Here is a 13,302-nt window from a genome sequence, read left to right on the forward strand (position 1 = left end):
GGGCTTTACAGCCCTCGGGAGCGTCCGTATAGTGCGCACCACAACGACGGACAACCCCGAAGTTGTAGTAGAGATGAAGGGCGCTGTAAAGCATCTTGTAGTCTCGAATGTGTGCCCAGGTGGCGGAATTGGTAGACGCGCTGGTTTCAGGTATCAGTGGCTTAACGGCCGTGGAAGTTCGAGTCTTCTCCTGGGCACCAAGTATTTTCAAGTAATAGATGACCAAGGATCTGTTACTACTGTGTGAAGCGAACGATAGTCGCCTTCACCAGATGATGTAAAGCTTTGCCCAGGTGGCGGAATTGGTAGACGCGCTGGTTTCAGGTATCAGTGACTTAACGGTCGTGGAAGTTCGAGTCTTCTCCTGGGCACCATACAAAAACCCACTAGCTTGCTAGTGGGTTTTTTCTTGCCTGCAATTTTTGCGGTGCCCTCCCCGCCATGGCCAGACGCCTCGACAATGGTCTGCCCATGAATTTCTCCTCACCCGGCCACTTGAGAAACGATTTCGTTTACCATTGTTTCCAAATATGTAGCCGTAAGCGAGGAAGTACCCGCATGACGATCCGTCCGCAACCGCTGATGCGCACCCTGGCCGCCGCTGTTCTGAGCCTGGTGATCGGCGCTCCGGCCGCCATGGCAGACGACCCGGTCACCCTGACCATGTACAACGGTCAGCACAAGGAAATCGGCGAAGCCATCGCCAAGGCCTACGAGGCCAAGACCGGCATCCACATCAATATCCGCAAGGGCAGCAGCAACCAGCTGGCCAGCCAGATCATCGAGGAAGGCGACCGCTCGCCGGCCGACATCATCTATACCGAAGAGTCCCCACCGCTGAACAACCTGGGTGAGCTGGGCCTGCTGGCAAAGATCGATGACGCCACGCTGAACATGCTGCCCAAGGAATACGTCGCGGCCAACGGCACATGGATGGGCGTCACCGCCCGCACCCGCGTCGTGGTGTTCAACCCGAAGAAGATCGACGAGAAAGACCTGCCGCAATCGGTCATGGACTTCGCTGACCCCGAGTGGGATGGCAAGGTCGGCTTCGTGCCTACCAGTGGCGCCTTCCAGGAACAAGCCGTGGCCATCCTCAAGATGCACGGGCGTGACGCTGCCGAAGAGTGGCTCACCGGCCTCAAAGCCTTCGGCAAGACCTACACCAACAACATGGTCGCACTAAAGGCCGTGGAGAAAGGCGAAGTCGCCGCCGTACTGGTGAACAACTACTACTGGTACGCCCTGGAGCGCGAGCGCGGCAAACTGGATTCCAAACTGTATTACCTGGCCGATGGCGATGCCGGTGGCCTGGTGACGATCTCCGGCGCCGCGGCGGTCAAGGCCAGCAAACATCCGAAGCAAGCCCAAGCCCTGCTCAACTGGATGGCCAGTGAAGAAGGCCAGCGCGTGATTACCCAGACCACCGCCGAGTACCCGCTGCACAAGGGTATGGTCTCTGACCGTGGCCTTAAGCCATTCGAAGAGCTGCGCCCGCCGAAGATTTCGCCGGCCGACCTGGGCAATGCCGAGGAAGCGCTGGAGCTTGAACGCGAGGTCGGCCTGCTCTGATGACTGCTGCCCTGTCCGAGCCGGTGCCGGTACGCTTCGTACCGCGCCGCAAGCGCCCCTCCATTTGGGTGGTGCTGCCTGTGCTGTTTCTGGTGGCGATGAGCCTGCTGCCGCTGCTGTACGTCGCCATGAAAGCCTGGGAGGCCGGCTGGCGCGAAGCCCTGCACCTGCTTTGGCGCCCGTTCGTCTGGGGCTTGATGCGCAATACCCTGATGCTGATGGTCGGCGTGACGCTGGCATGCATGGTCGTTGGCCTGGCCCTGGCCTGGTTGCTGGAACGCAGCAACCTGCCGGGCCGCCGGCTGTGGGGCGTGGTGCTGTGCCTGCCCTTTGCCGTGCCGTCGTTCGTCAGCAGCTTCACCTGGGTGTCGCTGAGCTCGGATTTCGAAGGACTGGGCGGCGCGATCTTGGTCATGGCGCTGTCTAAGTACCCGCTGATATTCCTGCCGGTAGCTGCCACCCTGCGTAACCTCGACACTTCGCTTGAAGAGTCGGCACGTACGCTGGGCTGCAGCCGATGGGGCGTATTCACCAAGGTCACCCTGCCGCTGCTGTGGCCGTCGATGCTGGGTGGCGCATTGCTGATCGCCCTGCACATGCTGGTGGAGTTCGGCGCTCTGTCGATCCTTGGCCTGCAGACCTTCACCACGGCAATCTACCAGCAGTTCGAACTGGAATTTAGCAACGCCAACGCCGCCATGCTGTCGGCGGTGCTGTTGGCGATGTGCCTGACCATGCTCTGGCTGGAAATGCGCGTGCGCGGCAAAGCCCGCCATGTACGTATCGGCCAGGGCGTGGCACGCCGTGGGCAGCCCGTGCGCCTGCGTGGCTGGATGCCGTTGGCGCAACTGTTCTGCCTGGGCCTGGCGATTCTCGGCAGCGGCATTCCTCTGGCCATGCTGGGTTATTGGCTGAGCGTGGGTTCGTCAGCCGCCTTCCCGGTGGCGGCGATCAGTAAGGCACTACTGACTTCGCTGTCGGTGTCGCTGGGGGGCGCAGGCTTCTGCGTGCTGCTGGCGTTGCCGGTCAGCTTCCTGGTGGTGCGCTACAAAGGCCGCCTGGCGATCTGGGCCGAGCGCCTGCCGTACCTGCTGCACGCCCTGCCCGGCCTGGTGATCGCGCTGACCCTGGTGGTGTTCTCGCTGCACTACGTGCCGGCGCTGTACCAGACCACCGCACTTTTGCTGCTGGCATATGCGCTGCTGTTCCTGCCACTGGCACAAGCGCCGGTACGCACTGCACTGAACAAGGCATCGCCAACCCTCGAAGAAGCGGCCCGTACCTTGGGAGCCAGCAGCTTTGCGGCGTTCTGCCGGGTAACCTTGCCGATCATCTTCCCGGCGCTGGCGGCGGCGTTTGCGCTGGTGTTCCTTGATGCCATGAAGGAGCTGACCGCAACCCTGCTGCTCAGCCCGACGGGTATGACCACCCTGGCAACCGAAGTCTGGGCGCATACGGCCAACGTCGAGTTTGCAGCGGCGGCGCCCTATGCGGCGTTGTTGATCGTGGTGTCGGGGTTGCCGGTGTATTTGCTGACCACGCGGATGTATTTGAATAAAGCCTGAGAGCCCCTCTAGGCCGCTAAGCGGCCTAGAGGAACACTGGCTAACGCCAGAATACAATCCAAATGCAGAATATTGTGAGCATTACAAACAGCAAGACATGCGCAACCCATAAACGCACTAACAATTTCTTCAGGTCGTCAGGCGCCTTACGGATGTCTTCACCATCCAGCATACCCTTATGAACGCTTAGCCCCTTCATAGCCAACATGGCGGAAATAGACCCAACCCGCATAACTTTTTCTACCAGGCCGGCATGAACATATACTTCTCTATTACCGACCACCATCCGACCCTTTGAAAAAACCGACTCAATACGATCAAGGTAACGGCACGCAACGAGTATCCACGCCGCAAACATAAAAAAAGGTGCAGCAAACAAAGACACACCAAGCACCGCCACTTGCAAGTTGGTCACCTTGACGTATCAGGCCCTGAACTGGCCCAGGCTGGCGCGCAGCTGCGCGGCCAGGTCGTCGAGGACCTTACTGCTGGCGGTGGTCTGCATGACCACTTCAGCCGAACGTTCGGCCTGGGCATGGATGTTCTGCACCCGCCCGCGTACCGCCTGCGCGCCCTGCGCCTGCTGCTCTGCCGCCCGGGTGGCCAGGCCAATCGCGGCATGCACCTGCTCCACCGCCGCCTGCACCGACTGCTGGCGACGCTCGTTATCGCGCAGCACCAACAGGCCTTCGCTGGCCTTCAGGCCCGCCTGACCAATGGTTGTCACGGCCTCCTTGGCGCCCTTCTGCAAGGCTGCAATGTGTGCCTGGATGTCGCCGGTGGAGCTTTGCGTCTTGCTCGCCAGCGCCCGCACCTCGTCGGCCACCACGGCAAACCCACGCCCCGTTTCGCCGGCACGCGCGGCCTCAATGGCAGCGTTTAGCGCCAGCAGATTGGTCTGCTCGGCAATACCGTGAATCACCGTCAGCACCACTTCTATCTGTTCACTCTGCTTGGCCAGCCGCTCGATCACCTGGGACCCCGTATCGACCTGCCCTGCAAGGTTCTCGATCAGGCCTGCCAGTTGCGTCGAAGCCCGGCTGTTCTCATCGGTCGCCTGACGGATGTCCACCACCTGCTGCAGCGCCGCCTGCATGGCATGGCTTTCCGCCTGAGCCTCATCGGCCATGCTCGACAGGTCGCGCAGGCTGGCAGCCACTTCATCGCGTTGCAGTGCGGCGGCAGCATCGGCGCCGGCATTGCGCTGTGCCATGGTGCCAATCTCAACGCCCGTACGCTGCGCCACTTCGCCCGCCTCGCGGACAATCGGCTGCAGCTTGTCGACGAAGCGGTTGACCGCCGAGGCCATGTCGCCGATCTCGTCACGGCTGTCGAGGTTGACGCGCTTGGTCAAATCGCCTTCGCCAGCAGCCAGGTCATTGAGCGCAGCAATCAGCAGACGTAGCTTGCTGAGCACGCGACGGCCGAGCACCAGCGCCACCACCAGCAAAACGCCCAGGCCAACCACCACCAGCCCCAGGCCAATGCGCCAGCGCAGTTCGTCGGCGGCATCGCGCACGGTCGCGGCGGTGTTGGACTGCATGGCCGTGGCGCTGCTCTGCGCCGCTTCCAGGCGCTCACGCAGGGCCTTGCCGCTGTCAGCCGCGGCAGCCCCAAGGCTGTCGCCTACCAGCTGTTCGCCACTGGCGATCAAGGCGTTGAAGCGCTGATCCAGCGCCTTGAGCTCCTGATCGACTCCAGCGGTAGACACACCCATCAAGACCTTGCCGATTTCGGCACCATTGGGGCTGATCGACGCTTCGACGAAATACACCGAAGGGTCGCGGCGGGCAGCCTCGAGCACCTTGTCCAAGGCACGTTCGCCCTGGCCTTTTTCGATCAAGGCCTGGTTGATCGGATTCTGCCGGTTCAGGTAACGGGTCAGGTGCTGGCCCTGGGCGTCGTCATAGATCACGAACAAGACGTTCGGGTTACGCTGGGCGCGGCGGGCGAAGTCGGAGAGCATCGGCACGTCGTTGTCCCAGATCGCCCGCGGGGCAACCGAAGCCAGCAATTCGGCCATGTCGTTGGCCGAGTCCTTCAGGTTCTTTTCCAGCGTTGTGCGCAGTTGTTGCTGCTCACTGTGCAAGCGCTCGGACAGGCCTGCGCTTAGGCGCTGGCGGGTGCTGCTGGACAGCCCCTCAAGGCTTGTGCGCACATCTTGCCCTGCCTGGTCCAGCTCGCCGGCAAGCTTGCGGCTGTCATTGCCCAGGCGCTCGCCCAAGTCGGCCTCAAGGGCGGTGACCGTGCTTCGGGTCAGCGCAACGGCAACCAGCACCTGCACCAAAAGGGCGATACCAAGGGCAACAAACACAGGCCGTAACAGGCGGCTTCGTAACAGTGAGAGGATGGCAGACACGGTGAAACCCTCGTGCTTTCTGGCGCCACTATTTTGATGGCATCTACAGAAACTTCTTACAGCAAGGGTTGTGCCGAGCACAGCAGGGATAAACGCCAAGGTCTAGCAGTACCTTCCTGAACAGGACTGCCCATAAACAAAAACGCCGCGACCCCTTTCAGGGCCGCGGCGTCAGATCAGCCTCGAGGGCAGATCAGGCGAACGGATGACGCAGCACGATGGTCTCGTTGCGGTCCGGGCCGGTGGAGATGATGTCGATCGGCGCGCCTGTCAGCTCCTCGATGCGCTTGATGTAAGCGCGCGCAGCTTGCGGCAGCTCTTCCAGGGTCTTGGCACCCAGGGTCGACTCGCTCCAGCCTGGCATCTCTTCGTACACCGGCTCCAGGCCGATGTAGCTGTCGGCATCGGACGGTGCGTCGATGACGGCGCCGTTCTCGTTCTTGTAGCCAACGCAGATGTTGATGGTCTCGAGGCCGTCCAGCACGTCCAGCTTGGTCAGGCAGATGCCCGAGATGCTGTTGACATCGATGGCGCGACGCAGGATGACGGCATCGAACCAGCCGCAACGACGGGCACGGCCAGTGGTGGAGCCGAACTCGTGGCCACGTTTGGCCAGGGTGGCACCGGTCTCGTCGAACAGCTCGGTCGGGAACGGACCGGAACCTACGCGAGTGGTGTAGGCCTTGGTGATACCCAGGATGTAGTCCAGGTACATCGGGCCAACGCCGGAACCGGTGGAGATACCACCGGCAGTGGTGTTGGAGCTGGTGACGTACGGGTAGGTGCCGTGGTCGATGTCCAGCAGCGAGCCCTGGGCACCTTCGAACATGATGTCCTTGCCGGCGCGACGCAGGTTGTGCAGCTCGGCGGTGACGTCGAGCATCATCGGCTTGAGCTGCTCGGCGTAGGCCATGCACTCGTCCAGGGTCTGCTGGAAGTCGATGGCCGGCTCTTTGTAGTAGTTCACCAACTGGAAGTTGTGGTAGTCCAGCAGCTCACCCAGCTTGGCGGCAAAACGCTCACGGTGGAACAGGTCGCCAACGCGCAGGCCACGGCGTGCAACCTTGTCTTCGTAGGCTGGGCCGATACCACGGCCGGTGGTGCCGATCTTGGCTTCGCCACGGGCCTTCTCGCGGGCCTGGTCCAGGGCCACGTGGTACGACAGGATCAGCGGAGCAGCCGGGCTGATGCGCAGGCGCTCGCGCACCGGTACGCCCTTCTCTTCCAGCTTGGTGATTTCACGCATCAGGGCATCCGGAGCAACGACCACGCCGTTGCCGATCAGGCACTGTACGCCTTCACGCAGGATGCCGGACGGAATCAGGTGCAGAACGGTTTTTTCACCGTTGATCACCAGGGTGTGGCCCGCATTGTGGCCACCCTGGTAGCGCACTACGGCGGCAGCATGTTCGGTCAGCAGATCAACGATCTTGCCTTTGCCCTCATCACCCCACTGGGTGCCCAGGACGACGACATTCTTACCCATTACATTGGTCCTCATTCACGCAAACTTGGTTGCCGGCCTACTGCCGACGCAGAAACTCATTGGGTCAGCGGCAGAACCTGCCAGCGCCCGTCTTGCTGAATCAATTGCCGATCACAATCCGCCTCGAGAGCAGCACTCAACGGCTGGCCAGGCAGGGCCTGGACCACACGCTGGCCCTCGGTGCGCAACTGGCAGACCTGCTGCCAGAGGGCCGCGTCGCCACTGTCAGGCATCCAGATGCCGCCAGTTGGCAATACGACCTCCGCTCGCCCCAGTGTGACCAGGGTCTTCAAATCCGTGGAAAAACCGGTGGCCGGGCGTGCCCGGCCAAAGTCGGCACCGATGTCGTCGTAGCGACCGCCCTGGGCGATCGATTGACCCTCGCCCGGAACGAATACGGCGAACACCACGCCGGTGTGATAGTTGTAGCCACGCAGCTCGCCGAGGTCGAAGTACAACGGCAGTTGCGGGTAGCGCAAGGCCAGCCGATCGGCGATCGCCAACAGGTCGTCCAGCGCCGCCAGCACGCTGGCCGGGGCACGGCCCAAGCGCACACGGGCTTCAGCCAGCACTTCGCGGCCACCGCACAACTCGACCAGGGCGCGCAGCATGTTGCCCAGGTCCTTTGGCAGGTCTGCGGTCAGTGCCTGCACTTCATCGACCGACTTGCGCTGCAGGGCGTCGAACAACTGCTGCTCGACCGCACCCGACAGGCCAGCGGCACGCGCCAGGCCACGGTAAATACCAACGTGTCCGAGGTCCATGTGCACATCGGCGACATCGGTCAGTTGCAGGGTGGCGAGCATCAGGCTGATGACTTCGACATCACTGGTCGGGCTAGCGTCGCCGTACAGCTCGGCACCCAGTTGGATAGGGCTGCGCGAGGTAGACAGGGCACGCGGCTGGGCGTGCAGCACGCTGCCGGCATAGCACAGGCGGCTCGGGCCTTCACGGCGCAGGGTGTGGGCGTCGATTCGCGCCACCTGCGGGGTGAAGTCGGCACGGAAGCCCATCAGGCGGCCGGACTGCGGGTCGACCACCTTGAAGGTGCGCTGATCCAGGTCCTGGCCAGCGCCGGTCAACAGCGACTCCAGGTACTCGATATGCGGGGTGACGACCAGTTCGTAACCCCAACTCTGGAACAGGTCCAACACCTGACGGCGCGCGATCTCGATGCGCGCAGCCTCAGGTGGCAGTACTTCCTCGATGCCATCTGGCAGCAGCCAGCGGTCTACCGTTGCCATTACGCCATTTCCCCTCTGGTCCGGGCGGCTTGCCAGCAGGCGAGCCGTCAGTAAAGCAGGCATTGGCGCACAGCAGCGGGCAGCACTGATCCCAGCGCTACCACCGTACCCAATACCCTCGAATTGCCTTGCGACCTGACCAAACCGTCAACCGGCGGTTTGCCAATCAACCTTGCAGACGCAAAAAAGCCGGGAAATTTCCCGGCTGCCTCATCATACACCCCTTTTCAATCAGGATGCACCCCGCCTGGTGTTTTAGCTGCCAGGCGGGGTGGCTCCCGATCAGAGCATCAGGGCTTGCTCTTGTCCAGGAAGCGGAAGAACTCGTTCTTCGGATCCAGGACCAGCACGTCGCTCTTGCTGGAGAAGCTTTCGCGGTATGCCTGCAGGCTACGGTAGAACGCATAGAAATCAGCGTCCTGGGTGTAGGCCTTGGCATAGATGGCAGCCGCCTGGGCGTCGCCATCACCACGCGTCTCTTCAGCTTCACGGTAGGCTTCGGCCAGCAGTACACGGCGCTGACGGTCAGCATCGGCACGGATACCTTCGGCCAGCTCGTTACCCTTGGCACGGTGCTCACGGGCTTCCCGCTCACGCTCAGTGCTCATGCGGTCGAACACGCTGCGGTTGACTTCCTTCGGCAGGTCGATGGCCTTGACGCGGACGTCGACCACCTCGATACCCAGCTCCTTGTTGGCCATGCGGTTTAGCGACGCGGTGATGTCAGCCATCAACGCATCACGCTCACCGGAAACCACTTCATGCAGGGTACGTTTACCGAACTGGTCACGCAGGCCGCTTTCCAGACGACGCGACAGACGCTCGTCGGCGATCTGCTTGAGGCCGGAAGTGGCGGTGTAGAAACGCTCGGCATCCTTGACGCGCCACTTGGCGTAGGCGTCGACCATCACCGCTTTCTTCTCCAGGGTGAGGAACCGCTGGGTCGGGGCGTCGAGGGTCATCAGGCGTGCATCGAACTTGCGCACCTGGTTCACATAAGGAACCTTCACGTGCAGCCCCGGCTGGACATCCGCCTGGACTACGCGGCCGAACTGCAGCAGTACCGCACGTTCGGTCTGGGCCACGATGTAGAAGCTGTTCCAGGCCACCACGGCCAACACCACAGCGACGATCAGGGCGATCAGCGATTTATTGCTCATCAGCGGCTCTCCCTAGTACGCAGCTGCTGCTGTTGCTGTTGCAGGTCCTGCGCCGCACGTGCTGCCGCATCGTTAGCCGATGGCGACACACTGCTGGTTGGCGCGGACGTGTTGCGGCTGCCTTCGATCATCTTGTCCAGCGGCAGGTAGAGCAGGTTGTTCTGCCCGTCCTTGGTTGCCACCAGGACCTTGCTCGAGTTGCTGTAGACCTCTTGCATGGTCTCCAGGTACAGACGCTGACGGGTCACGTCAGGAGCCTTGCGGTATTCGCCGACCAACTTGGTGAAGCGGTCTGCCTCACCCTTGGCGCGGGCGATGACTTCATCGCGGTAACCGTTGGCGTCCTCGATGATGCGCTGGGCCTGACCACGGGCTTCCGGCACCACGCCATTGGCGTAGGACTCGGCCTGGTTGCGGGCACGCTGCTCATCTTCGCGAGCACGGATCACGTCGTCGAAGGCTTCCTGCACTTCACGCGGGGCTGCCGCGCTCTGTACGTTGACCTGTGTAACGGTGATACCGGTACGGTAGTTGTCGAGGAAGCGCTGCAGGCGTTCGCGGATATCCACGGCCATCTGCTCACGGCCCTCGGTCAGCACCTGGTCCATCGAGGTGGAACCCACCACGTGGCGCAGGGCGCTGTCGGTCGCATGCTGCAGGCTCACCTCGGGCTGGTCGACGTTGAGCACGAAGTCCTGCAGGTTGGTGATCTTGTACTGAACGGTCAGTGGCACTTCGACGATGTTCTCGTCTTCGGTGAGCATCTGGCCCTGCTTGGTGTAGGCACGCTCGCGCGTGACGTTTTCCATGTACTTGCGATCGATAGGCGGGAAGTAGATGTTCAGGCCGGGACCGACCGTCTCATAGTACTTGCCGAAGCGCAGCACCACAGCCTGCTCCTGCTCGTCGACCACGTACACGGCGCTGTACAGCCAGATTGCAGCCAGCACCGCCAGGCCGATGCCCAGCAGGCCGAAGCCGCCGCCCTTGCCGACATTGCGGTCACCGCCGCCACGTTTCTTGCCACTGCCGAACATGCCGTTCAGGCTGTCCTGCAGTTTGCGGAAGGCCTCGTCCAGATCCGGCGGACCTTTTTTGTCGCCACCGCCGCCGCCACCACGGCGACCGCCCCAGGGATCCTGATTGTTCGAGTTGCCACCCGGCTCGTTCCAAGCCATAGCGCTCTCCATCTGATAAAGCAAAGACGCGCCCACGGCGCGCCGTCCAATGCTACAGAATGCCTGCCACTGCTGCCCGGCGACCTCGCCAGGCATTTATTGCAAAGTGTGTTGCTCGACAAACACTTGCGGCTCCATGCCTTCACGGCTGACCAGGCGATTCAACTCGACCCTGGGCAGTCGCACACTCAGCAGGCTGCGCCCTTCCTCGTCATGCTCTTCACTCTGCACGGCACCCAGGGCAAAGAATTGCGCGCGCAAGCGGGCAAAACGCTGCTCAAGACACAGGGTGCCGACAAACAGATCATCCCCCAGCAACTCGGCAATCGCCTGGCCGACCAACTCCAGGCCACGCCCATCGCGTGCCGATACCCAGACCCGTTCCGGTTTGCCGTCGGCATCACGCTGGATCTGCGGCTCGACATCTTCGAGCAGGTCGAGTTTGTTATAGACCTCGAGGATCGGCAAGCCTTCGGCACCGATCTCGCTCAATACCGCCAGCACCTGCTCGATCTGCTCCATGCGCTCTGGCTCATGAGCATCGATCACATGCAGCAGCAGGTCGGAGTTGCTCGACTCTTCGAGCGTAGCCCGAAATGCCTCGACCAGCTTGTGCGGCAGGTGGCGAATGAAGCCCACTGTGTCGGCCAGCACGATCGGTCCCAGGTCGTTCAGCTCAAGCCGGCGCAGGGTCGGGTCGAGCGTGGCGAACAGTTGATCGGCGGCATAAACCTCTGATTCGGTCAGGGCGTTGAACAGCGTGGACTTGCCGGCGTTGGTGTAACCCACCAGCGAGACCGACGGAATGTCCGCACGGCGACGGCCTCGGCGAGCCTGCTCACGCTGGCTGCGCACCTTCTCCAGGCGCCCCTTGATCTGGCGCAGACGCACCCGCAGCAGCCGGCGGTCGGTTTCGAGCTGAGTTTCCCCTGGGCCGCGCAGGCCGATACCGCCTTTTTGCCGCTCAAGGTGAGTCCAGCCGCGCACCAGCCGCGTGCTCATGTGCTCGAGCTGGGCCAGTTCGACCTGCAGCTTGCCTTCATGGGTACGCGCCCGTTGGGCGAAGATATCGAGGATGAGCCCGGTACGGTCGAGCACGCGACACTCGAAGACACGCTCGAGGTTGCGCTCCTGACTGGGCGTAAGCGTGTGATTGAAAATCACCAGGTCTACCTGTTCGGCGTTGACCAGGTCGCGCAATTCCTCGACCTTGCCGCTGCCAATCAGGTATTTGGCCGTTGGCTGATGCCGAGCCACTGTGACCAACGAGACGATGTCGGCGCCTGCCGACAATGCCAGTTCCTGAAACTCCTGCGGGTCTTCGCGCGCCTCAGGGTTCTGACCTTCCAAGTGAACGAGCAACGCCCGCTCACCACCACCGTGGCGCTCAAAGAACAATGCAGGCTCCTATCAGGCGTTGCCTGGCTCGCTGTCGCCGTGTTCGGAATCGGACGGGCTTGGCAGGCGAACCGGACGCGCAGGGACCACGGTCGAAATGGCGTGCTTGTAGACCATCTGGCTGACGGTGTTCTTCAGCAACACCACGAACTGGTCGAACGATTCGATCGAGCCCTGCAGCTTGATCCCGTTGACCAGATAGATCGAAACCGGGACCTTTTCTTTTCTCAAGGTGTTCAAGTAAGGGTCTTGTAGCGAATGCCCTTTTGACATATGCCGCACTCCTGTAAGGATCAATAGTAGAAAATCAAAGAAATCGATAAGTTATGCCGCCCCTTCGCAAGAATAGACGGCAATCAGCAGGGACTCAGCTCAATATGGAGACGGTCCCCAGGTATTTCAAGGTGCGGGACAGATTGTCGCAGGCCAGGCTGTCGAGCCAGTGCACGTCGGGCCAGCCACGCAACCAGGTGAATTGCCGCTTGGCCAGCTGCCGGGTGGCAATGATACCGCGTTCACGCATCTCATTCTCACTCAGCTTGCCGTCCAGGTAATCCCAGACCTGCCGATACCCCACTGCCCGTATAGACGGCAGCCCGGCGTGCAAGTCACTTCTGGCTCGCAGCGATCGGACCTCGTCGATGAAGCCCTGTTCCAGCATCTGCGAAAATCGTAGCGCAATTCGCTGATGCAAAATGTGACGATCTGTAGGTGCAATCGCCAAACTCGCGACAGTATAGGGCAAATGACCGTCAGCGCCTGCGTCTGCGCCGCTACTTTCCGCGAATTGACGCTGGCGATGGGCTGTCATGCTCTGGCCGCTTACCCGGTAGACTTCCAGGGCGCGAATGACACGCTGAGGGTCGTTGGGGTGGATGCGTGCCGCCGAAACCGGGTCCACTTCGGCCAACTGCCGGTGCAGTTCGGCCAGCCCCAGTGCCTCTGCCTGGGCTTCCAGCTCGGCCCGCACTGCGGCATCGGCCGCCGGCATGTCGGCCAGGCCCTCGATCAGCGCCTTGTAATAGAGCATGGTGCCACCGACCAGCAGCGGAACCTTGCCGCGCGCCGTGATCTCGGCCATGGCTTGCAGGGCGTCGGTACGAAACTGCGCGGCCGAATAGCTCTCGGCCGGGTCGAGAATGTCGATCAGCCGGTGCGGATGGGCTGCCAGCACTTCCCTGGAAGGCTTGGCAGTGCCGATGTCCATGCCGCGATAGACCAGCGCCGAATCGACACTGATCAACTCGCATGGCAGGGCTTTGGTGAGCTCGATGGCCAGGTCGGTCTTGCCGGCCGCCGTCGGGCCCATGAGGAATATCGCTGGGGGCTTGCCGCTCATG

The 13,302-nt window shown here is 62.0% G+C and carries 11 protein-coding genes and 2 tRNA genes; 4 read left to right on the forward strand and 9 right to left on the reverse strand.

Annotated features, from left to right (window positions below; all coding sequences use genetic code 11):
- The first annotated feature begins 113 nt into the window (after positions 1 to 113).
- The 4 genes from APH34_RS05760 to APH34_RS05775 all read left to right on the forward strand — a co-directional run bounded on the left by APH34_RS05760 (position 114) and on the right by APH34_RS05775 (position 3,137).
- Positions 114 to 200: transfer RNA gene (locus APH34_RS05760), tRNA-Leu, on the forward strand.
- A gap of 87 nt (positions 201 to 287) precedes the next feature.
- A tRNA-Leu gene (locus tag APH34_RS05765) sits at positions 288 to 374 on the forward strand.
- A 184-nt stretch (positions 375 to 558) separates the two neighbouring features.
- On the forward strand, positions 559 to 1,572 hold the full coding sequence (locus APH34_RS05770; RefSeq protein ID WP_054900222.1) for an extracellular solute-binding protein: 1,014 nt from the start codon (positions 559 to 561) through the stop codon (positions 1,570 to 1,572).
- A complete protein-coding gene (locus APH34_RS05775) occupies positions 1,572 to 3,137 on the forward strand; it encodes an iron ABC transporter permease (protein WP_054900223.1) in 1,566 nt (521 codons plus the stop codon). The genes APH34_RS05770 and APH34_RS05775 overlap by 1 nt, the downstream gene beginning before the upstream one ends.
- Positions 3,138 to 3,177: 40 nt before the next feature.
- On the opposite strand, the gene APH34_RS05780 is transcribed toward APH34_RS05775, so the two are convergent.
- The 9 genes from APH34_RS05780 to miaA form a co-directional block, all read right to left on the reverse strand.
- The gene (locus APH34_RS05780; RefSeq protein ID WP_256215534.1) at positions 3,178 to 3,537 is read right to left on the reverse strand and encodes a hypothetical protein; all 360 of its coding nucleotides are present in this window, start codon (positions 3,535 to 3,537) and stop codon (positions 3,178 to 3,180) included.
- A 24-nt stretch (positions 3,538 to 3,561) separates the two neighbouring features.
- Positions 3,562 to 5,496, reverse strand: a complete 1,935-nt coding sequence (locus APH34_RS05785) for a methyl-accepting chemotaxis protein (RefSeq protein WP_054900225.1) — start codon at positions 5,494 to 5,496, stop codon at positions 3,562 to 3,564.
- 193 nt (positions 5,497 to 5,689) lie between these two features.
- Positions 5,690 to 6,982, reverse strand: coding sequence for an adenylosuccinate synthase (locus APH34_RS05790; protein ID WP_054900226.1), 1,293 nt, complete (start codon positions 6,980 to 6,982; stop codon positions 5,690 to 5,692).
- A gap of 56 nt (positions 6,983 to 7,038) precedes the next feature.
- Positions 7,039 to 8,226, reverse strand: coding sequence for an ATP phosphoribosyltransferase regulatory subunit (locus tag APH34_RS05795; RefSeq protein WP_054900227.1), 1,188 nt, complete (start codon positions 8,224 to 8,226; stop codon positions 7,039 to 7,041).
- 290 nt (positions 8,227 to 8,516) lie between these two features.
- Positions 8,517 to 9,386, reverse strand: coding sequence for a protease modulator HflC (gene hflC / locus APH34_RS05800; protein ID WP_054900228.1), 870 nt, complete (start codon positions 9,384 to 9,386; stop codon positions 8,517 to 8,519).
- A complete protein-coding gene (gene hflK / locus APH34_RS05805; RefSeq protein WP_054900229.1) occupies positions 9,386 to 10,564 on the reverse strand; it encodes an FtsH protease activity modulator HflK in 1,179 nt (392 codons plus the stop codon). Before hflK ends, hflC begins: the two co-directional genes overlap by 1 nt.
- Positions 10,565 to 10,660: 96 nt before the next feature.
- Positions 10,661 to 11,962, reverse strand: a complete 1,302-nt coding sequence (gene hflX, locus APH34_RS05810; protein WP_054900230.1) for a ribosome rescue GTPase HflX — start codon at positions 11,960 to 11,962, stop codon at positions 10,661 to 10,663.
- 12 nt (positions 11,963 to 11,974) lie between these two features.
- Entirely contained in the window at positions 11,975 to 12,235 is a 261-nt protein-coding gene (hfq, locus tag APH34_RS05815; RefSeq protein ID WP_003258160.1) for an RNA chaperone Hfq, read from the reverse strand.
- A 94-nt stretch (positions 12,236 to 12,329) separates the two neighbouring features.
- Complete coding sequence (gene miaA, locus APH34_RS05820) at positions 12,330 to 13,301, reverse strand: tRNA (adenosine(37)-N6)-dimethylallyltransferase MiaA (protein ID WP_054900231.1); 972 nt, start codon at positions 13,299 to 13,301, stop codon at positions 12,330 to 12,332.
- Between the last annotated feature and the right edge of the window lies 1 nt (position 13,302).

It is taken from the genome of Pseudomonas sp. NBRC 111131, assembly GCF_001320525.1.
GTDB classification, from domain to species: domain Bacteria; phylum Pseudomonadota; class Gammaproteobacteria; order Pseudomonadales; family Pseudomonadaceae; genus Aquipseudomonas; species Aquipseudomonas ceruminis.

Coding starts and splice junctions, on each gene's coding strand:
- APH34_RS05775 (WP_054900223.1), top strand. CDS start 1,572: ATGACTGCTGCCCTGTCCGAGCCGGTGCCGGTACGCTTCGTACCGCGC.
- APH34_RS05795 (WP_054900227.1), bottom strand. CDS start 8,226: ATGGCAACGGTAGACCGCTGGCTGCTGCCAGATGGCATCGAGGAAGTA.
- hflC (WP_054900228.1), bottom strand. CDS start 9,386: ATGAGCAATAAATCGCTGATCGCCCTGATCGTCGCTGTGGTGTTGGCC.
- miaA (WP_054900231.1), bottom strand. CDS start 13,301: ATGAGCGGCAAGCCCCCAGCGATATTCCTCATGGGCCCGACGGCGGCC.
- hflK (WP_054900229.1), bottom strand. CDS start 10,564: ATGGCTTGGAACGAGCCGGGTGGCAACTCGAACAATCAGGATCCCTGG.
- APH34_RS05770 (WP_054900222.1), top strand. CDS start 559: ATGACGATCCGTCCGCAACCGCTGATGCGCACCCTGGCCGCCGCTGTT.
- APH34_RS05790 (WP_054900226.1), bottom strand. CDS start 6,982: ATGGGTAAGAATGTCGTCGTCCTGGGCACCCAGTGGGGTGATGAGGGC.
- hfq (WP_003258160.1), bottom strand. CDS start 12,235: ATGTCAAAAGGGCATTCGCTACAAGACCCTTACTTGAACACCTTGAGA.